An 18,156-nucleotide genomic window follows, 5' to 3' on the forward strand; every position below is an offset into this window, starting at 1 on the left:
AATGAAAAGGTTGGCGGATGCTGTGCCAATACAGAAACCAACGGATATATTTTCAATGACGGGGCTTTATATCTGGCATTCCCGGGAATCTTTAATCATGTATTTGAAGAACTGGACCTTGACAGAGCCTCCCTGATTCCAATGAGAAAAATAACTGCAAATCTTAAGACCACTCTTCCTGACGGAACAATTGTAACTCTTGGCGACGGAACTGAAATATCCATTGAAAACTGTCCAAGAAAAATTGACATGGACAAGGTTAATAGAGAATTCAAAAACTTCATGAATAAATGGAATCCGGTCCTACGCCTTTTTTCTGACGATATCCTTATCCGTCCTTTTTCAATGCTCCATTTGCTTGCAAAGGGATGGAAACATCTGAGCAAGTTTAAAGGAACAATTGCGCAGGAGATGTATAAATCATTTAGCGATGAGTCAGTCCGTTCTGCAATCGCAGGAATAATGCTGTATGCATGGGTTCCTCCGATGAAAGCCCCGGTTTCACTGATACTGGGACCTGTTGCAATGATTAGTGAAGGCTTTCACCTTCCTGAAGGAGGCATGGGAAGAATCACCGAGGTGCTTGCAGATATACTGAAAAAAAATGGCGCTGAAATTCATTTAAAATCGTCTGTTGAAAAAATTCTTGTAAAAAACAACCGTGTCAAGGCTGTTCTTGTTGACGGATATGGTTATGTTCAGACAGATGCTGTCATATCAACAGCCAGTGGAATGCTCACTTATAGTGAACTGATTGAGCCGGATTTTGTCCCGCCTGATATGAAGAAGAAGGTTGATACTGCTCCCCTCTCCCAAAAAGCCCTTAATCTCCAGCTCGGGCTTTCAAATAAAATTGATACAAAAAGCCATTCCAATAAAGTAATCCCAATGATGGAGGAACAGGATAAAGCCTTTCTGCCAGAAGAAAGTAAAATGCACTCAGTTATCTATTCTGTACCAACAGTAACAATGCCCGAACTTGCTCCTCAGGGCAAAAGCATAATTGAAATGTTCCCTCCAATCAAGCAGGACATACCCCTTGAAAAATGGGATGAGGAAAAGGAAAGAGTGGCTGAGGTTGCAATCAGAGAGCTTAAAAAGATACACAAGATTGAGGTTGCTGTGAAACGTGTGAGAAGCCCAAGGGATTTTATTGAGCAGATGCATCTCTACAAAGGCGCAATTTACGGCATATCGCCGGCTGCAGACCCAAAGGCTCAGTTCCCGCACAAGTCCCCTATTCAGGGACTCTTCCACGCGGGGCAGTCAACCTATCCGGGTTTTGGAACCGGCCTTGCAGCAATGTCAGGCATCTTTGCAGCAAAGGCATTGTTGAAAAGCAAATAAATGGAGTTACACCACTTCAATTCCCTATAACTATAACCCAAGAAATTGGATTGCCATCCCACAAAAGCATATCGTGGCACCAGCTAAAGCGTGGGTGTATCGTTCCAATCTTTCCATTGGCAGAAGATTTATTCCCATAGATGAAACTAATACAACACCAAGCATTGTCACAATTGTTACCAGACTAAAAACAGCAGTTACAAAAACTAAATCCAAAAAACTTCCTCTTGCAGCAGGGTACATCAGTATAGGTATTAATGGCTCACAGGGTCCAAAAACAAATATTGTAAATAAAATCCACGGTGTGAGGTTTGCAGCACTTTTTTCTGTATGGACATGTACATGTTCTTTGTTGTGTCCATGTGTGTGGATGTGGGTATTTTCATCTCTGTGGATATGCAGATGTTTGTGAGGATGGTTTCTTATAGCCTTTCGCAACCCCCAGATAAAATATACAAGCCCAAAGGCTATGAGTATCCATGCAGCAAGGTTACCGCGAAACGATTCTACTGCTTCAAGTTTTGTAACAGTAATTCCCAGAGCGATTCCCAAAGTTCCAAGTACAACAGAGCTCGCTATGTGTCCAACACCGCACAGAGCAGTAATCCACATTGTTTTGACTGATGACCATTTTCTTGCCCGTGCCATTACAACAAATGGAATATAGTGGTCAGGTCCAAGCAATGTATGAAAAAAACCTACTGAAGCCGCTGTCAGCGCAAGTATAAGCATTCCATTTGACATTACAATTAATCTCCTTAAGTCAGGTTAGCTATTTCTCATTATTATCCAATTTTTTACTTTTCCTCATTCCGGGCATTATCCATCCAAAGAGCAAAAACTCAATCACCATTCTGACATAATCAGCTATTGAATATTTCTTTTCAACAGACCCGTTTTTCTCACCAGTACTCTCAAGATAATCCTTTAAAAGCTCTTTTGCCTTTTCATATTGGTCATCCTGAACCATTATCATCTTCTTGTTTAAAAGCTCAATCTTGGGACCAATCTCAAGAGAACCAAACTTATCATTCCTGACAAAATAATTTATCCCCTCTGCATCAAGGATGCTTTTGAGCAAAGCCAGTTCTACTTCGTTGTTTGGGGAATAAAGGTCACGCATAAAATATTCTCAACAACTTCTCATCATTAAATTCCTTCCAATAACATTCCTGATACATAATCAGCTTATTTAGTCAGATAAACAATTAAGGAACAGTTATTCTATTAACTTTGTGGTTGCTCTATTAATCTTCTTTTCCCATTAAGAAGTCTAATGATTTTCGAAATAGTGGAAAAAACGATTTTACTTTTGTTGCAGAAGGGTTAATCTTGTATACTGCTTCTTTCCACAGGTCTTCATACCTATCCATTTTTAAACCCTGAGGCTGTATTTTTACAGCAACAGTTTTGGGTAATTTAAAAAAGAAAGCGAAGGTCTTCGAACCAATCCATTTAATACCAAAAGCGTTGAAAAAACCATGTTTAAAACCACAATAATGTTTATTAAATTTCATTTCAAGTGGCCATCCTTTTGACTTGATTAATTTTTCTGTTTCTTGAGCAAACGAAAGAAATGCTTCAACACTATTCTTGTTGTAGTGATCTTCATAAAATGCACGGTCATAAACTTCGAGGCCACGAACAGTTCTAACCTTTTTGGGTTGCTCTGGTTCCAGTTTGTTGACAAGAAGGAACTGATTTGTTCCCTCAGTCCATCTTTTTATTTCAATTAAGTCAACTGGATAATTTATAGTATTTACCAACTCCAATGTAGAATGCTCAATAGCTGGAGCTATGATAATAATTCGGACTTCATAATTGTCCCAGTTGACTACAACATCTTCAGGCTGTTCAGGTGCTTCAAGCCAAAGATTCTTGATTGAGTCTGGATTTTTCTGTGCCCAAAAAGCATAAGCAAGAACCTGAGGAATTACAGATGCATCGATAGTAACATTCTTCATTTCAACAATACAAACATTACCATCGTTATCAATTCCAACTATATCTGGAATACCTGCCTTCTTCCCGCCCCTGACTTGTCTTTTGATAAGAAATATGTCCTCAAGTATTTCTTTTGTTTGAAAAATGACCTTTTCAAACTCCTCTTCTGAGGCAAACGGGGATGACAATAAGTTTAGCGTTTTATCCCCTTTTTGTTTCCAAAATAAATTAGCCATTATTCCTCCTTATTGTGAGCGGGTAGGCAAAGTTTATTATATCATAAAAAATACTTGTCCTCTTTATAAATGAATGAATCTAAGTTAGTTTTTTTAAATCATAAATATTTTCTACTGTCAAAGAAATTTAATCTATGAAATGAAAGGGTTGATTGCACAGATTATTTAGCTATAAGCTGTAAGTTATAGGCAATAAGTCAGTAGATAATACATTTAAACTTCAGAAATATTTTAAAAGATCAAATTATCACTTCAGTACCTCTAAAATCTCTCTATCCTCACTCTCTTTTAATCCCTCTCTTATCTTTTTCTGCCATTTTTGAGGAATTGAATTAAAAACATTTTTTATGATGCTTGATTCACCTTTATTTATTAGTATTTTTAGAATCTCAATAGCAACATTCCTGTCTTTAATAGCTTTTTCTTTTTTTAACCTCCGCTGAAAAATTATTAGCTTGTGCAAAGCAAAGTTGGCGGGATGTGGCAGAGTTAAATAAAAACCTTTCATTCTAATCTTTATGGTATTACTTGATAAAAAGTTCAGAAATCTCAAAGGAGTAGCGTTTAAACCGAGTTTTGGCAAAGGATAAGGTTTATTTATACTTTTGCCTTTCTCCGGAACTAAAAATTCAAGGATAAGATTTGGATGGTCAAGTTTAATATATCCTTTGCTTCTATTAAAGATGGTAACAAAACCTAAGTCTTTAAGAAGTTCTGGTATATCTACTTTATTTCTTATTTTCGAAGGGTCGTTTATCAGAAAATCAAGGTCTCTTGTTTTAAGAGTCGCTTGGTCAATATATGGAACATTAGAAAAATAATCTTTATAAAAGTAGACACACCAGCTGCCTATTAGAATAAAATTGTCTAATATGCCTGCGTTATGAAAGCGGGTTAATATTTCAAGACACAACTCAGATTGCTTCTTTTCCACGGAGAGAACTCCTTAAGAACCTAATTTGTTTTTTTACTTGAGATAATAGCTGTCTATATTTAGCCCTTAGTATTTTAGCTTCTTCATATTTCTTTTTTTCTTTCCCTGATATTTTCCCTCTATAAATATGTTTTACTTTTTTTCCTTCTCTTTTTACCAAATAATAATACTCATGGCCTTTTATTTTTTTAATAGAAATACATCCTTTAGGTAATTTTCCCAAGACTTCATCGTATTCTTTTTTCATACGAAGAGAGTTCTCAAGTTCTTCTGCTAAAACTCCTTTTATTACTCCTCTCATAACTTCTCCTGTTACCTAACAAACTATTAAGTAATATAACTTGTTGGGTAACTAATGTCAAACAATAAGTTACCCAACAAAAGTGATTGTTTTGATATATGTTGGGTAACAGGTACTAATCAATTTCCTCTTGACTATCTCAATTAATCCCATTTAACTATCCTCATGCAAGAAATTACAATCTACTGCGACGGGGCGTGCAGCGGAAATCCCGGGCCCGGAGGATTTGGGTACATAATAAAAAAGAGTTGCAAATCAGCAGAATTCAAGGGAGGCAGTCCTGCTACAACAAACAACAGGATGGAACTCATTGCTGCAATAAAAGCAATTGAGAAGATAAAACACCACTCCAAAATAACAGTAGTCAGCGATTCTCAATACCTTGTAAAGGGGATGACTGAATGGATTTTTGGCTGGCAGAAAAGAGGATGGATAAATTCCCAGAAAGACCCTGTAAAGAATAAAGACCTCTGGCTCAAGCTTCTTGAACTTTCAAAAAAACATAATATAAAGTGGGAATGGATAAAGGGACACGATGGACATCCTGAGAATGAAAGGTGTGATGAGCTTGCAAGGGAATACATTGAAAAAATCAAAAGTCGAAAAAGCTGACAGCTATCAGCTAGACAATTTTGATAGACGGGGTTTTCTAACCCCGTCTATTTGCGGGACAAGAATGTCCCGCCTATCCTGCTGATTGCTGATTGCTGAAGGCTGAAGGCTTTCCAGAAAGGAGCATTATGTACTTCAAACAGATTCCTTTAGGACAGATGGGAAATTATTCATACCTTTTTGGCTGTGAAAAAACAAAGGAAGCTGCTGTTGTTGACCCTGCCTTTGAAGTAGATAGAATAATTAAAGCTGCAAATTCTGACGGTTACAAAATCAAATACATCTTCACAACCCACGGTCATTTTGACCATACTGGCGGACATATTGAAACAGCATCAAAGACAGGAGCAAAAATCATAGCCCACAAAAAAGAAACAGGAAGCCTTAAAAGAAATAGCATTACAGTTGACATTGAAGTTAATGACGGAGATGAGATAAATGTTGGCAACATAACTGTAAAAATCATTCACACACCGGGGCATACAAAGGGAGGTATCTGCCTGCTCGTAGATGACAAGAAACTGATTACAGGGGATACCCTTTTTGTCGGAGATTGCGGAAGAACGGATTTGGGAGACGGAAGTTCCAAAGAACTTTTTAACAGCATAAATGAGAAATTAAAAACCCTTCCTGATAATATTGAAGTTTATCCCGGACACAGCTACGGAGGGGCTCATTCCACAATCGGGCAGGAGAAAAAAACAAACCCTGCAATGAAATGCAAAACTCTTGAAGAGTTTGAAGCTCTGCCATAAAATCACTCAAGCTTACTTTCCGTCATTCCCGCGAAGGCGGGAACCCAGTAGATTGGTAGCTATTCTGTTTTTAATTTCTATCTGCCATGTGTCCAACCATAATATTACATGAAGATTTTATAAGAGAAAAAAACACTTTGGGTTTAAGCACCCTGTGAAAAATCGCAAATGAAAATATTTTCCAGAAAGATGACAGGTTATAGAATTTGCGGTATATAGCCTTTCTTATTTTCTTAAGGTCTGCAACAGAGTAGGTATCAGAATAAACCCTTCCTCTTTTATCCAACTGGTATCCATTAAGTTTTTTTATCACATTATACAATGGAGCATACTGAGAACAACGCAGATTGCTGACACCTATTGAATGGAGCCCTATCTGTTTTGCAAAACCTGCAATACCAAACATCTCATCCCTTGTTTCCTCAGGAGAACCAATTATAAAGTAGCCGTGGTAATACATATCATGTTGTCTTAATACACTGAAGCATTCTCTTGCTTCCTCGATTGTGAAACCTTTATTGAATTGCTTTAATATCCTGTTCTGTGCCGACTCGATTCCAAACAGCAGAACCTTAAACCCTGCTTTCTGCATTTTTCTGATAGTTTCAGGGCTTTTAGCCACATCTACTCTTGCATTGGCAGTAAACATCTTATTAACTTTTTCACGTATCAGGATATCACAGATTTCATTTACTCCTTCTGTGTTAAAGGTGAAGTTCTCATCAAGAAATATTATCACATCTGATTTAATACTCTTGATTTCCTTAACCACAGTTTCAGGAGACCTTCCTTCCCACTTTCGCCTTCCTCCTCCTGCTGAATTATTAAAGGAGCAAAAGGAGCAGTTGTAAGGACATCCCCGCGAAGAGAATATTCCGTCAACTGTATATCCAAAATCAAATCCATTGCTAATCAACTTGTACTCGTACTTTCTCAGGCTCCTGTCTATTATAAAGTAAGGGTCAAGTTTCTCTAGTTTTCTATAAGGGTTGTGGATGATTTCTCCTTTATTTCTGTAAGAAATTCCCTGTATCTCGCTCAGCGGCTTATTCTCTATAATCTCCCTTATTGTATTCTCTCCGTCACCCTTAACAATTATGTCAATATTAGGACATTCACTGAATAAATTATCCACATCATCCGTAGCCGCCCTTCCGCCAACTATTGTAAAGATATCAGGAGGAATTTCCAGTATACGTCTCCTGACATTATTCTTCTCCTGATCCCAGTTTACGCTCACACATGCAAGGTCCGGCTTGTTCTTAAAAAAATAATTCAATCCATTCTTTTCATATCTGAGGTCAACAATACTTACCCTTTCACAGGATTTACTCAAAACAGTGGCTATGTATTCAAGCCCCAGCGGAGGCATAAACCCCATTGAAGCCAGCTCTTTTTTATAAGGGTACATACAGAGCGCATTTTTAAAACGAGGATATGTATTGCTTATTTCCATTCCAGACTCCAAAAAACATCTGCCTTGAAACGTTTCTTAAGCTTATAGCCAAAGTTATTTTTCTTCTTTGTCCTTATTGCCCCAGTTTATGATAAAGATACCTGATGAAATAAGAATTGTCCCAATAATGATTTTATCTGTTATTACTTCATCAAGGAAAATATAAGAAACAATGGCAACAGTTATGTAAAGAACGGATGCTGTTGTTAATGCTATGGATAGTTTTGTAGATTTTAAAATCTGCATCCATGCAATAAAAGAAAAAATATAAAAACTATAACCAACGATTATAAGATAATTAATCTTTAGCCCTGATGATGGAAGGCTCACAGCCCCCATCTTTAACAATAGCTGTGCAATAGTATCTGACAATATCAGTAAAACCCAGTAAAAAAGAGTTTTCATTTGCTGAATTCATGTCCTAAATGTATTTCCATTCTTCCTATGTTTATTAATAAATTATATACTTTAAATTATTATCTATATTATAATAAATTGGAAGCTAAATAGTTATGGACACTAAAAATAGATTTACTGATAACGACCTCTTCCGGGATGTCCTGATAATTGATTTTGACGGCTCTGTTTCTCTCCCTTTCAAAGCAGACAGGCTTGATATGAGAAACAGGGAAGAAGAAATCCGCTATTCTGCAAGTTTTAATCATTTTAAAATTCTTGAAAATGAAATAAAAGAGCAGATTAAAAATCATAAGATATTTTTTCTCGGCAGTGGTGATTTTCATCATGTAAGCTACCTCTTAATAAAAAACATAATCAAAGAACCATTTCAGGTCATTGTTTTTGACAACCACCCCGACAACATGGTTTTTCCATTTGGCATACATTGCGGTTCGTGGGTATATCACGCAAGCAAGCTTCCGAATGTTTTAAATACCGCTGTATTTGGAATCGCTTCAGCAGATACAAAGGGTATTAATATCTTACAAAACCATTACTCTGCTATAAAAACCGGCAAGGTAAAATATTATTGCCTCTCCACTGTCCCAAAACTAACAAAATTTTTAAGCAGTTATAAAATTGAAGAAAATATATCTTCAAAAAAACATATATCAGAAACTTTAAAAAAACATGTTCAAAGCACAAATGCTCCTGTTTACCTTTCCATAGACAAGGATGTACTCCGGGAAAAATCATTGAAAACAACATGGGACCAGGGAGAGCTATCAGAAAATAACCTCCTGCAATGTATCAGGGAAATACTTCCGTATGTTTTTGCTGTTGATATTGCAGGAGACATCTCAACCCATGATTTTAAAAGCCCTGTAAAAAAAATAATGAAATGGTTGGATGGAGACAAGAAGGTTTTCCCTTCTGTTGAACAGGAACGTCTCAGGCATGAGAATTTTAATATAAAGCTTATTTCTTTAATAAATGGAATAGATTTATAAATTGCTGTCAAGTTTTTCAATTATACGTTTATCTGATTCAAATAATGACTTGAACCTCGTTAAAACAAATCTCAGAACAGGGTTTTTGATATAAACAGCGTGATAGGTGTATGTAAACCTTGCGCCAAGGTAAGACTTGATTTCAGGGTCAGTCCAGCCAGCTATATATGTCTTAATATTATTTTCAATGCAGTAGCTTAAGTTATAAAACCAGCTCAGAAAATAAAGGTTATATTCCAAGGCTTCAGGATAAAGGAAGCCTATGTATTTATCAATCAGATAATCCTGAACCATAAAACACAGATTGTAGCCTATAACCTTATCCTGACTTTTATAGAGAAAAACCATTCCATTGTTTTCTTTGTCGGTTAAAAGTTTTTTGAAAAACTGATATGTCAGCTTATCAAAATGGATCTTGCTGTTTTCATATACGTCAAGATAATATTTATAGAGAAGCTCTATAGTTTCTTCATTAAAAAACTCATCGCCTAAAGGAATTTTACTGATGCTGACCTGAGGGAAAACCCGGAGTTTCCTCTTAAAATCCTTTCTTCTTGACCGTGAAAACCTGCCAAGATATTCATCAACAGAACTGAAATCAATCTGCACATAAGCCAATGCCTGGCCAAAGATGACCAAAAACCCGCTCTTTTCAAGGTATGAAATTAACTTTTTTGAAAATTCATTCTCAATCCCTGAAAGAAGAGGAGATTCAGAAGGAATGTCCTTAAATATAAGAAACTTTAAACCCGTCTCTTTTAATCTTTTAAAGGCAGAATCCTTAAGGCTTTTTAAATCGGTTCCGCTTGGGAACAAGGCATATTCAGAAACCGTGGTGCCGACAAAAAATACTTTTGGTGTAAAAAAATTTTTAACAAACCCGGGAATCAGTTTTCTGTATTTTTGAAACAGCCTTTTAACACTTTCATCTGCAGTGATAAAAAGGTCCAGCTCCGCAAGGAATCCAGGAACATTCTTGCTCTCCACCTCAAGAATAACAGGATCAAACCCTTCGGGCGGATTATTCAAAAATCTGTTTACTACCTCTTCTGGTTCAAGAAGGTTAAGATATTTTTTCGTGTTATTACAGACCATGCCGGAATACATTTTTATAAATCAGCCAAAATGTTTACAACCATATCCAAATCTTTTTTCTTCAGGAATGTACTTGTAGAAAGTGTAATTTCTCTATCTGTCAGGTAGCGGGCATTTGAGCAGTTGCTGTCAGGAATAATCTCTTTTAAATAATAGTAATCAGATATGGCACAGGCATAAATTTCTGATACGCCGAATCCTGAGGATTCAAGGCTTTCCAAAGCCTTCTTTTTTTTCCCCTTATCATCAAAAATTAATGTCACAAAGGGATAAACAGCCATTGTTTCCGGCAATTCCCGGATAACATTCACCCCTTTTATATTCTCAAGCCTTTCAATGTAATAAGAGGCTTTTTCTCTCTGTTTTCTGATTTCATTCTCCAGACGGTTAAACTGGCTATGCCCTATAGCTCTTCTTGCTTTTGAAACCCTGTGTAATGGAAAATTGATTGTAAAATATTCTGACAAAGCCTTAACCTTGTTCCCTCTCCAGTTCCAGAAAATCTGTGGAAGCCTGAAAACCAGCCAGAACAAACTAGGGCGGTAAAATATCCAGTAACCTATCATTTTAATAACAAGCAGAGCCTCGGAAATAGAATCTATTTTCACCAGACTCTCTATTGTTTCATCAATAAGAGTTGAATGTTCCTTTCTGTTTGCAACAACAGCCCCACCTTCATAAATAGTAATCCCTTTGCCCCTGCACATACTGAAAAAAGAAAAATCACCAAGTGTTCCTGCTTTTTTCCCTTTGTATACCGCTCCCAGAGACTGTGCGCAGTCTTCTATGGTAAATATTCCATATTTTTTTGCAACATCATCTATTGCATCAAACTCAAGCGGAATCCCTGCAAGGTGAACTGCAACAATTGCCAAAATATCTCTGTTAAAGGAACATAATTTTTCCAGCATTGAAGAGGAAAAGTTAAAATCGCTTTTCCTTATGTCACACACAGCAATTTTCAGTCCTGCCCTTTTTATGGCAAGAGGGATAAGGGGACAGATATAGGAAGGAATTATGATTGTTTTTTTTGTTGATATTTTTTTTAAACTCTCAAGAATAAGATAAAAAGAGGCAGTCCCGGAACAGGTTATTCTCACATAACTGGCATCAAGAAACCGTCTGAAGTCTTCCTCAAGAAGGTCATCTCTATTATCAGCTTTTAATGACAGGAATAATTCTTTTATCTGAAGAGTAAATCCGGCAGTTGGAGGAATCTCTCTAAATATGCTCATTAAAAAAATTGATGGTTTCCTGTGAAACCAATTCTCTTTTGTTGTCTACTGTAATCATGTGATAACAGTCGTCTATCAGTATCTTTCTAACCCTGTCCGAGCCTATGTTTTTTTCAACAAAATCCGCATTCCTGATACTTGCAACATCATCCTCAAGTGAGTGCAGAATCAGAGTTGGGATTTCAATTTTAGGCAGAAGTTTTCGCACCATCTTGCTGAACTCAAGCAATTCATAAAAACATTTAAATGGAATTTTTGTGTGTGCTATATTTTTTTCATTCATCAGGCGGACAACATGTTTTCTAAGCAAAGCATTTTTTATCCCGTAAGGTTCTTTTTCCCTGTATGAATAAAAATACCTTAGAGGGGTGTAATAAGCCAGAGGTATAAAAATCCTGTACCATGGGATGCTCCATCCGTCATAAAAAAGTGTTGTTGACATAAGGGATATCGCTGATACCTCGCTCCCAAGTTCACAAGCTGTGTAAAGGGCTAAAACTGCCCCCATGCAAAGCCCTGAAACAAAAACCTTGTCATGGGTTTCTTTAAGGATATGAAAAGTATTGAGGATAGATTTGTGCCAGTCTTTCCACGAAGCATTTGAAAGGTCACTCAGAGATGACCCATGTCCGGCAAGGCACGGGACGCTTACTGAAAATCCAGCCTTGTGCAGTTTCTTTGCCAGATAGTTCATCTCAAAAGGACTTCCGGATAATCCGTGGATTAAAAGGACGGCATTTTCCCCGCCATTCAGATTTATATCATCTGTATTAGACATATTACTAACCTGCCTGTACTATTACTGCTATACCCAATGAGGTTATTGCCACCCCGATCCATTCAGTTTTGCTTATTTTTTCTTTCAGCACAAAAAGTGAAAAAAGTATTATGAATATTTTCTGGATTCCTGTCAGAGGAAAAGCAATTGAAAGTGGTATATAGGAAAGAAGAACTATCCATATAACCATCTCAACCAGATATGACAATATGCCAATTATAACCCATTTGTTCTTTAGCAGCTTAATGTAGTATGCTAACCCATCTGTCCCGCTATGAATTCCTGCTCCTTTTTTGAGGCATATCTGTGTAACGCTCTCCATAGCAGCTCCGGTTATAAAAAGAGGAATCCATTTGATTATCATTGTATTAGTTCACGCATCTTTTAATCAGTGATTCAAATAAAGTGATGAATAAATCCATTTCATCATCAGTTATTGTCAGTGCTGGAGCAAGAGTAAACACATTTTTATAGTATCCGCCGACATCCAGAACCAGACCATATTTTTTGCCATTAAACTTTATGTCACCCTTCATTCCTTCCTGAAAAATCCTGTCAGTAAGTTCTCTGTCCGGTGTAAATCTGTCAGATTTTGTCAGCTCTATCCTTATTGCAAGTCCCAACCCGTCTACATCTCCTATCACTTTATATTTCTTCTGAAGTTTCTTTAACCTAGATATTATATAACTTCCTTTTCCCTTTACAGTCTTTTCAAAATTATTTTTTTCTATAAATCTCATTGTAGCAAGTCCGGCTGCTGTGCCAAGGGGATTGCTTGAAAAAGTTGAATGTGTTGACCCGGGAGGAAACATTTTTGGATTAATCAATTCCTCTTTTGCCCAAAGACCTGAAAGCGGATTGAGCCCGTTTGTAAGGGCTTTTGCAAATGCAATCACATCAGGTTTTACATTGAAGTGTTCCATTGCCCACATTTTACCGGTCCTGTAAAATCCCATCTGTATCTCATCATCCACAATAAGGATACCATATTTTTTTAGAATCTTTGAAAGCCTTCCAAAGTATTCAGGAGGCGGTACAATATAACCACCTGTTGCCTGCAAAGGCTCTATGAAAAATGCGGCGTACTCAGCTTCTTTTTCCTTTAAATCCATAATCCCATAGTATTCTGTCTCAAAATGTTTTTCAAATTGCTTTATGCATTCATATTTGCAGCTATTGCGGTTTTTGTCATAAAAACATCTGTAGCAGTATGGGAAAGGAACAAAAAATGCCCTATTGCTAAAATGTCCGTATCTTCTTCTGTATCTGTAGCTGCTTGTAATCTCTGATGCGGCTAATGTACGGCCGTGATACCCGCCCATAAACGCAAACATCAGGGATTTCCCTTTCTTATAGTTGCGCACAAGTTTCAGGCTGTCCTCAATAGCCTGTGCCCCGCCAACATTAAAATGCACCCTTCCCTTTGTTCCAAATCTTTTTTCTGTTTCTTTTGAAATGGCTGATGCAAGCAATATCTTTTCCTTGTGCAGATATTGTGATGCAAGCTGCGGAAGTGTTGACATCTGCTTGTTGTATAAATTTTCTATTTCTTCGTTTTTGTATCCAAAACTAACAGCAGAGTACCACATCTGCATATCAAGGTATGGTTTATCCTTCATGTCAAAAAGCCATGAACCCTTACACTTCTTAAATATTTTTGGAACATCAAGATAGTGCACTGTATCTCCAAAAGAACAATATTTTGCTTCAATCTCAAGAAGCTCTTTCTCTGTCAGTTCGCGTGATTCCATTTTTTCCCTTTCTTATTGCAGAATGGAGATAAAACCTGCTTTACCAAGGTCAAAACTATTTTTAAGATATTTTTCAAGAACTGCTTCAATATCGCTGAAATCTTTAAAAGAGGAATGAGGAAGGTTGTTTTTCCTGCAGTAATGCGTGAGTTTTCCTTTGGAAAACGTGTATGTGACTTTTTCTGAAAGGCAAAAATCACTTCTTCCGTCGCCAATATGAAATATTTTATATCCATTACTTAACTTTTTAGCCACACTGCATTTGCATATGCCAAATGAACAGTCTTTACCACTGTATGGGAATATTGTCTTTAGACCATTACCATTGTTTTCAATTTTATTTGCGAAAAGAGGAACACCTTTTATACCCGCATTTAAAAGAATCCGTTTAATAAAAATATCAAACCCATCGCTTATGATTGCAAAAGGAATCTGATTTTCTCTGAGAAAATCTATAAACGGGAAAAAACTCTTGTTTGGAGAAAAGCAATCTACATATTCCAAAAGCCTTTCAATAGGAGAGTCTACAAGGGAAAACTGGAGAGAAAGGCATTCCCTTGAACCAATAATCCCCTGCTCCCACTGCCTTTCAATCTCTTCCCATTCGGGTTTTGCAAAGGCTTTTAAAATCTCATCAGTTATATCAGAATCAGTTATTGTCCCGTCAAAATCTATTGAAACAAATATCTTTGGTTTCATATGTTTTGCCTATAGCATTAAAAATTTTTTCTCTCTTTACTTTCCCCTAATTCCTTTTTTACAAAGCTACTAGTATATATATCTTTTCTAAATTTTAAACAATAAAAAAAGACAAGTTCAATAATCTAACGCAACACTTTGGTATCATAGAGGGTAGCTAAAGGAGGTATCCCTTTCCTTATACCAAACAATGTTCCCTCGTCTTCAATCATAGTCCATTCTGCCCATAATCCGTGTGTCTTTAGCTTGTGGTCTATCTCCTTCTGACCAAACTTCTCATTCTTTCTTCTGTCAATTATCCCTGAATATACCTTGAAGTAGGTGTCAGCCATGTTTTTGAAAAATTCAAAATCCTTTTCATCAAGCTTGAATGAATATATTCCTGCATAGCTTCCTACCTTCTCGCCTTTATAGTCCTTTCCGTGCCTCTTGCAAAGCTCTTTCATTGCATCGCCAAAGAGTTTATTATCGTTTTCATTTAAATAATACGGAAAAATATCAGTTTCTCCTGCAAGAACTATTTTGATTTACAAAAATTTTCTTGATTACTTATTCAATCTGCGTAATCTGTCTACAATCAGCGTAATCAATTTTAAAGGAGGTAATTATGAAAATTCTCGGCATCTGTGCCAGCTTAAGGGAAGACAGCAATACAAACAAAATAGTAAAAAAAATAGTTGAAGCATCAGGTTGCGATTATGAGCTCGTCTATCTAAAAGACCTTGAAATCAAGCCATGCACAGGCTGCTATAACTGCATGATGACTGAAGGGCAGTGCAGTCAGATGGATGGGATGCAAAGCCTTTATGAAAAAATGATGAATGCTGGGGCAATGGTATTCGGGGCACCAACATATTTCCTTGATGTCTCAGGGGTTGCCAAATGCTTTATTGACAGAACTATGGCTATTTTCTACCGCGGAGTCGGGGAGAATGCAGAAATCGAAGTTCTCGGGAAAAGGCCTCTTGCAGGAAGACCTGCTGTCCCTGTTACAACTGTAGCAGGAAACGGACACCTTAGAGCCATTGAAACAATCAAGACATACTTTCAGGTCAACAAAATGAAAATAGTTGATGAAATCGCTGAACCGGTTGGAATGGGTGATGTAAGCGATATGCCTGAGATTATGCAGAAGGCTGAAAAGGCAGGGAAGAAACTTGGAGAAATATTGAGAAAAAAATAAAGATGCTTGAGAAGATTTTCAAATTAAAAGAAGCTGGCACAACCGTTAAAACAGAAATAATTGCAGGCATTGTTACCTTCATGACCCTCTCCTACATCATCTTTGTCCAGCCTGCAATCTTAAGCAATCCAAACGGACCGGCAATGGATTTTGGTTCTGTGATGGTAGCAACCTGTATAGCAAGCGCTATTGCTACCTTTTTAATGGGCTTGCTTGCAAATTATCCCATAGCCTTAGCACCTGCAATGGGACATAATTTTTTCTTTGCATTTACTGTCTGCGGTTCTGCTGCAATTGGAGGAATGGGTTATCCATGGCAGGTTGCCCTTGGGGCTAATTTTATTGCAGGCGCTATTTTCATTCTCATATCCCGATGGGGGCTGAGAGAACTTATCCTTACAGCAATACCTGATTCCCTCAAACACGCGATTGCCGTAGGAATAGGACTGCTGATTGCCTTTCTTGGATTTGAATGGGGAGGACTTGTTATTCCCTCTCCGGGAACCTTTGTTACTCTTGGAAATTTAAAAACCCCGGAAGTCATTCTCACAATTTTTGGAATAATCCTTATTGCCTCGCTGATGTCTCTGAAAATTAGCGGAGCGCTTCTCTGGGGAATAATTGCTACCGCGGTTTTGGGAATGCCAATGGGAATTGTAAAATATCAGGGAATCATCAGTGCTCCTCCTTCCATAAAACCGACTTTCTTAAAACTTGATATCTTGGGTGTATTTACCCAGCCCGGTTTCATTACTGTCATATTCGTACTCTTCCTTCTTGCCATTTTTGATACTGTTGGAACACTTGTCGGAGTATGTGAAAGAGCAGGGCTTATGAAAAACGGAAAATTGCCAAATGCGCAGAAAGCACTTTTTTCTGATGCAGTGGGGACAACAACAGGCACACTCTTTGGAACATCCACTATTACCTGCTACATAGAAAGCGCAGCCGGAGTATCAGAGGGAGGTAGAACAGGTCTTGCAAATATGGTAACAGGGTTTCTTATGCTTATATCTTTGTTTTTTTATCCCCTTGTTAAAATGATTGGTGGAGGGTATCAGACAGCAAAGGGAAACATCCTCTACCCTGTGATTGCCCCTGCGCTGATAATTGTTGGAAGCATGATGATTCAGAGTGTAAAAAAAATAAACTGGGATGACCCGACAGAATCAATTCCGAGTTTTCTTACTCTTACCATTATGCAGTATGCCTTCAGCATCACTGAAGGAATCTCATTTGGATTTATTTCATATTCATTTCTTAAATTAATCTCTGGCAGGGCAAAAGAGGTCCACTGGATTGTCTATGTGTTTTCAGTGCTGTTTCTTGTGAGATATATTTTCCTCACCCGTTAGTATAATTCATTAAGAAATATCTTAAATCTACACCTTTTCTTGACAGGTGGTTTTTATTGACTATAATGAAAAACAGATTGCTGCTTGTTTGGATTACGCCCGTGAGTCATCAGAGTTTGAGGTCGCAGTTTAATGAAGCAGCAAACTTGCTCTATAACCCCAAGGTCTTTCGCAAGGCAATTTCAATAGATTGCATATCCTTAGGTGGCATTACTCCTAATCTTCGATGAATCATGGATTGCTTTATTGTTCTCAAGATTCCTGTTGCTACGGAAGGGTAAAGAAGGCCTGCTTCTTTCCAGCCTGCGATGCGATAATCCCCGGCCAATAAACGATTAACATTGCTAGTAATTGCTAAAACAATAACTTCTTTCCTACCTCGCTGATATGAGTCAGTGCTAACAATTACAGCAGGGCGATATTTTATTCCTGTCTCATCAGCGTAAATAAAACTTACAAGAACTACATCCCCTCTGTTATAAGCGGTCATAAGCAGAATCTTTATCGTTATCCCATAGCTCAGCTAAAACAGGATCAGCTTTAGAGGTTAATGCAAGAATATTCTCTCTTACTTCATGCTCTTCTAAGTCTTCCTCAAGCCGAGATTCAATAGCATGAAGTAGATATTGTCGTACACTCATATCTCGCTTGGCTGCTGCCAAACGTATACGACGACGGATTTCCTGATCCACATCTACACTGATTCTTGGTCTCTTAACAGAAGAACTCATCTCCTTTGCCATAATATTTACCTCCTTACCCCCATAAATATATAGCAATAACACCTTGGTGTCAATGGCAATTATCAACCTTCACTCAAAAAACACCAAAGGAGTTATGATTTTGAAAACCCCTGCAAATGATACTTCGACTGCGCTCAGTATCAACCCTGAGCAAACCTTAGCTTTTAAGCAGAGGAGTCGAATGGGTTGATTTTGCAATCCCCTGTATCAAAAAGTTTTATATTTGCAAACTCTCGCCTTATTTCTTCAATGCAAGCTATGATTTCTTAACCCTGGCAATTGCAGATAACGTTTACGTTGCAAAAGAAGCCCGAAGGGTTTGG

Annotated in this window: 22 protein-coding genes (1 of these 22 running past the window's edge); 6 read left to right on the plus strand and 16 right to left on the minus strand. The window is 37.5% G+C overall.

Going from position 1 to position 18,156, the window contains the following annotated elements; translation table 11 throughout:
* On the plus strand, positions 1-1,347 hold the 3' portion of the coding sequence (locus tag A3H37_03665; GenBank protein OGL50914.1) for a hypothetical protein. The gene continues 99 nt to the left of window position 1, outside the view; only the last 1,347 of its 1,446 coding nucleotides appear in the window; its start codon lies beyond the left edge, outside the window; the stop codon is at positions 1,345-1,347.
* A gap of 30 nt (positions 1,348-1,377) precedes the next feature.
* Here the strand turns inward: A3H37_03665 and A3H37_03670 are convergent, their stop codons facing one another.
* From A3H37_03670 to A3H37_03690, 5 genes are all read right to left on the minus strand, one after another.
* Positions 1,378-2,091: a hypothetical protein gene (locus A3H37_03670; protein ID OGL50915.1), complete on the minus strand. Its 714-nt coding sequence runs from the start codon at positions 2,089-2,091 to the stop codon at positions 1,378-1,380.
* A gap of 28 nt (positions 2,092-2,119) precedes the next feature.
* Entirely contained in the window at positions 2,120-2,470 is a 351-nt protein-coding gene (locus tag A3H37_03675; protein ID OGL50916.1) for a hypothetical protein, read from the minus strand.
* 124 nt (positions 2,471-2,594) lie between these two features.
* A complete protein-coding gene (locus tag A3H37_03680) occupies positions 2,595-3,527 on the minus strand; it encodes a hypothetical protein (protein ID OGL50917.1) in 933 nt (310 codons plus the stop codon).
* 247 nt (positions 3,528-3,774) lie between these two features.
* The gene (locus A3H37_03685; GenBank protein OGL50918.1) at positions 3,775-4,461 is read right to left on the minus strand and encodes a hypothetical protein; all 687 of its coding nucleotides are present in this window, start codon (positions 4,459-4,461) and stop codon (positions 3,775-3,777) included.
* On the minus strand, positions 4,442-4,762 hold the full coding sequence (locus tag A3H37_03690; protein OGL50919.1) for a hypothetical protein: 321 nt from the start codon (positions 4,760-4,762) through the stop codon (positions 4,442-4,444). The genes A3H37_03685 and A3H37_03690 overlap by 20 nt, the downstream gene beginning before the upstream one ends.
* A 165-nt stretch (positions 4,763-4,927) precedes the next feature.
* Here A3H37_03690 and A3H37_03695 point away from each other — a divergent pair, with 165 nt between their 5' ends.
* The gene (locus tag A3H37_03695) at positions 4,928-5,374 is read left to right on the plus strand and encodes a ribonuclease HI (GenBank protein OGL50920.1); all 447 of its coding nucleotides are present in this window, start codon (positions 4,928-4,930) and stop codon (positions 5,372-5,374) included.
* A 128-nt stretch (positions 5,375-5,502) separates the two neighbouring features.
* Complete coding sequence (locus A3H37_03700; protein OGL50950.1) at positions 5,503-6,129, plus strand: hypothetical protein; 627 nt, start codon at positions 5,503-5,505, stop codon at positions 6,127-6,129.
* A gap of 70 nt (positions 6,130-6,199) precedes the next feature.
* Here the strand turns inward: A3H37_03700 and A3H37_03705 are convergent, their stop codons facing one another.
* Both A3H37_03705 and A3H37_03710 read right to left on the minus strand, forming a co-directional pair.
* Positions 6,200-7,585: a hypothetical protein gene (locus A3H37_03705; GenBank protein ID OGL50921.1), complete on the minus strand. Its 1,386-nt coding sequence runs from the start codon at positions 7,583-7,585 to the stop codon at positions 6,200-6,202.
* Between the two features lie 54 nt (positions 7,586-7,639).
* Complete coding sequence (locus tag A3H37_03710) at positions 7,640-7,990, minus strand: hypothetical protein (GenBank protein OGL50922.1); 351 nt, start codon at positions 7,988-7,990, stop codon at positions 7,640-7,642.
* A gap of 107 nt (positions 7,991-8,097) precedes the next feature.
* Between A3H37_03710 and A3H37_03715 the strand changes: the two genes are divergently transcribed.
* On the plus strand, positions 8,098-8,994 hold the full coding sequence (locus A3H37_03715; GenBank protein OGL50923.1) for a hypothetical protein: 897 nt from the start codon (positions 8,098-8,100) through the stop codon (positions 8,992-8,994).
* Here A3H37_03715 and A3H37_03720 read toward each other — a convergent pair.
* From A3H37_03720 to A3H37_03750, 7 genes are all read right to left on the minus strand, one after another.
* Complete coding sequence (locus A3H37_03720) at positions 8,989-10,089, minus strand: hypothetical protein (protein ID OGL50951.1); 1,101 nt, start codon at positions 10,087-10,089, stop codon at positions 8,989-8,991. The genes A3H37_03715 and A3H37_03720 overlap by 6 nt on opposite strands.
* Before the next feature lie 14 nt (positions 10,090-10,103).
* Positions 10,104-11,324, minus strand: coding sequence for a hypothetical protein (locus A3H37_03725; GenBank protein OGL50924.1), 1,221 nt, complete (start codon positions 11,322-11,324; stop codon positions 10,104-10,106).
* On the minus strand, positions 11,311-12,102 hold the full coding sequence (locus A3H37_03730; protein OGL50925.1) for a hypothetical protein: 792 nt from the start codon (positions 12,100-12,102) through the stop codon (positions 11,311-11,313). Before A3H37_03730 ends, A3H37_03725 begins: the two co-directional genes overlap by 14 nt.
* Positions 12,103-12,106: 4 nt before the next feature.
* A complete protein-coding gene (locus A3H37_03735) occupies positions 12,107-12,466 on the minus strand; it encodes a hypothetical protein (protein OGL50926.1) in 360 nt (119 codons plus the stop codon).
* 4 nt (positions 12,467-12,470) lie between these two features.
* Complete coding sequence (locus A3H37_03740) at positions 12,471-13,853, minus strand: adenosylmethionine-8-amino-7-oxononanoate aminotransferase (protein OGL50927.1); 1,383 nt, start codon at positions 13,851-13,853, stop codon at positions 12,471-12,473.
* Positions 13,854-13,865: 12 nt separating this feature from the next.
* Positions 13,866-14,552, minus strand: a complete 687-nt coding sequence (locus tag A3H37_03745; protein ID OGL50928.1) for a hypothetical protein — start codon at positions 14,550-14,552, stop codon at positions 13,866-13,868.
* 125 nt (positions 14,553-14,677) lie between these two features.
* Positions 14,678-14,998: a hypothetical protein gene (locus tag A3H37_03750; protein ID OGL50929.1), complete on the minus strand. Its 321-nt coding sequence runs from the start codon at positions 14,996-14,998 to the stop codon at positions 14,678-14,680.
* Between the two features lie 161 nt (positions 14,999-15,159).
* On the opposite strand from A3H37_03750, the gene A3H37_03755 reads away from it, so the two are divergent.
* Both A3H37_03755 and A3H37_03760 read left to right on the plus strand, forming a co-directional pair.
* Complete coding sequence (locus A3H37_03755) at positions 15,160-15,735, plus strand: hypothetical protein (GenBank protein OGL50930.1); 576 nt, start codon at positions 15,160-15,162, stop codon at positions 15,733-15,735.
* A gap of 2 nt (positions 15,736-15,737) precedes the next feature.
* Positions 15,738-17,090: a guanine permease gene (locus A3H37_03760; GenBank protein ID OGL50931.1), complete on the plus strand. Its 1,353-nt coding sequence runs from the start codon at positions 15,738-15,740 to the stop codon at positions 17,088-17,090.
* A gap of 151 nt (positions 17,091-17,241) precedes the next feature.
* Here the strand turns inward: A3H37_03760 and A3H37_03765 are convergent, their stop codons facing one another.
* The gene (locus tag A3H37_03765; GenBank protein ID OGL50932.1) at positions 17,242-17,580 is read right to left on the minus strand and encodes a hypothetical protein; all 339 of its coding nucleotides are present in this window, start codon (positions 17,578-17,580) and stop codon (positions 17,242-17,244) included.
* Positions 17,567-17,833: a hypothetical protein gene (locus tag A3H37_03770; GenBank protein OGL50933.1), complete on the minus strand. Its 267-nt coding sequence runs from the start codon at positions 17,831-17,833 to the stop codon at positions 17,567-17,569. Before A3H37_03770 ends, A3H37_03765 begins: the two co-directional genes overlap by 14 nt.
* Positions 17,834-18,156 lie beyond the last annotated feature (323 nt).

This window comes from Candidatus Schekmanbacteria bacterium RIFCSPLOWO2_02_FULL_38_14 (assembly GCA_001790855.1).
Classification (GTDB): Bacteria; Schekmanbacteria; GWA2-38-11; order GWA2-38-11; family GWA2-38-11; genus 2-02-FULL-38-14-A.

Excerpts from the sequence above, each read along its gene's own strand:
- A3H37_03670 (OGL50915.1), bottom strand. The coding sequence starts at position 2,091 with ATGTCAAATGGAATGCTTATACTTGCGCTGACAGCGGCTTCAGTAGGT.
- A3H37_03675 (OGL50916.1), bottom strand. The coding sequence starts at position 2,470 with ATGCGTGACCTTTATTCCCCAAACAACGAAGTAGAACTGGCTTTGCTC.
- A3H37_03680 (OGL50917.1), bottom strand. The coding sequence starts at position 3,527 with ATGGCTAATTTATTTTGGAAACAAAAAGGGGATAAAACGCTAAACTTA.
- A3H37_03690 (OGL50919.1), bottom strand. The coding sequence starts at position 4,762 with ATGAGAGGAGTAATAAAAGGAGTTTTAGCAGAAGAACTTGAGAACTCT.
- A3H37_03695 (OGL50920.1), top strand. The coding sequence starts at position 4,928 with ATGCAAGAAATTACAATCTACTGCGACGGGGCGTGCAGCGGAAATCCC.
- A3H37_03700 (OGL50950.1), top strand. The coding sequence starts at position 5,503 with ATGTACTTCAAACAGATTCCTTTAGGACAGATGGGAAATTATTCATAC.
- A3H37_03705 (OGL50921.1), bottom strand. The coding sequence starts at position 7,585 with ATGGAAATAAGCAATACATATCCTCGTTTTAAAAATGCGCTCTGTATG.
- A3H37_03710 (OGL50922.1), bottom strand. The coding sequence starts at position 7,990 with ATGAAAACTCTTTTTTACTGGGTTTTACTGATATTGTCAGATACTATT.
- A3H37_03715 (OGL50923.1), top strand. The coding sequence starts at position 8,098 with ATGGACACTAAAAATAGATTTACTGATAACGACCTCTTCCGGGATGTC.
- A3H37_03720 (OGL50951.1), bottom strand. The coding sequence starts at position 10,089 with ATGGTCTGTAATAACACGAAAAAATATCTTAACCTTCTTGAACCAGAA.
- A3H37_03725 (OGL50924.1), bottom strand. The coding sequence starts at position 11,324 with ATGAGCATATTTAGAGAGATTCCTCCAACTGCCGGATTTACTCTTCAG.
- A3H37_03730 (OGL50925.1), bottom strand. The coding sequence starts at position 12,102 with ATGTCTAATACAGATGATATAAATCTGAATGGCGGGGAAAATGCCGTC.
- A3H37_03735 (OGL50926.1), bottom strand. The coding sequence starts at position 12,466 with ATGATAATCAAATGGATTCCTCTTTTTATAACCGGAGCTGCTATGGAG.
- A3H37_03740 (OGL50927.1), bottom strand. The coding sequence starts at position 13,853 with ATGGAATCACGCGAACTGACAGAGAAAGAGCTTCTTGAGATTGAAGCA.
- A3H37_03745 (OGL50928.1), bottom strand. The coding sequence starts at position 14,552 with ATGAAACCAAAGATATTTGTTTCAATAGATTTTGACGGGACAATAACT.
- A3H37_03750 (OGL50929.1), bottom strand. The coding sequence starts at position 14,998 with ATGAAAGAGCTTTGCAAGAGGCACGGAAAGGACTATAAAGGCGAGAAG.
- A3H37_03755 (OGL50930.1), top strand. The coding sequence starts at position 15,160 with ATGAAAATTCTCGGCATCTGTGCCAGCTTAAGGGAAGACAGCAATACA.
- A3H37_03760 (OGL50931.1), top strand. The coding sequence starts at position 15,738 with ATGCTTGAGAAGATTTTCAAATTAAAAGAAGCTGGCACAACCGTTAAA.
- A3H37_03765 (OGL50932.1), bottom strand. The coding sequence starts at position 17,580 with ATGACCGCTTATAACAGAGGGGATGTAGTTCTTGTAAGTTTTATTTAC.
- A3H37_03770 (OGL50933.1), bottom strand. The coding sequence starts at position 17,833 with ATGGCAAAGGAGATGAGTTCTTCTGTTAAGAGACCAAGAATCAGTGTA.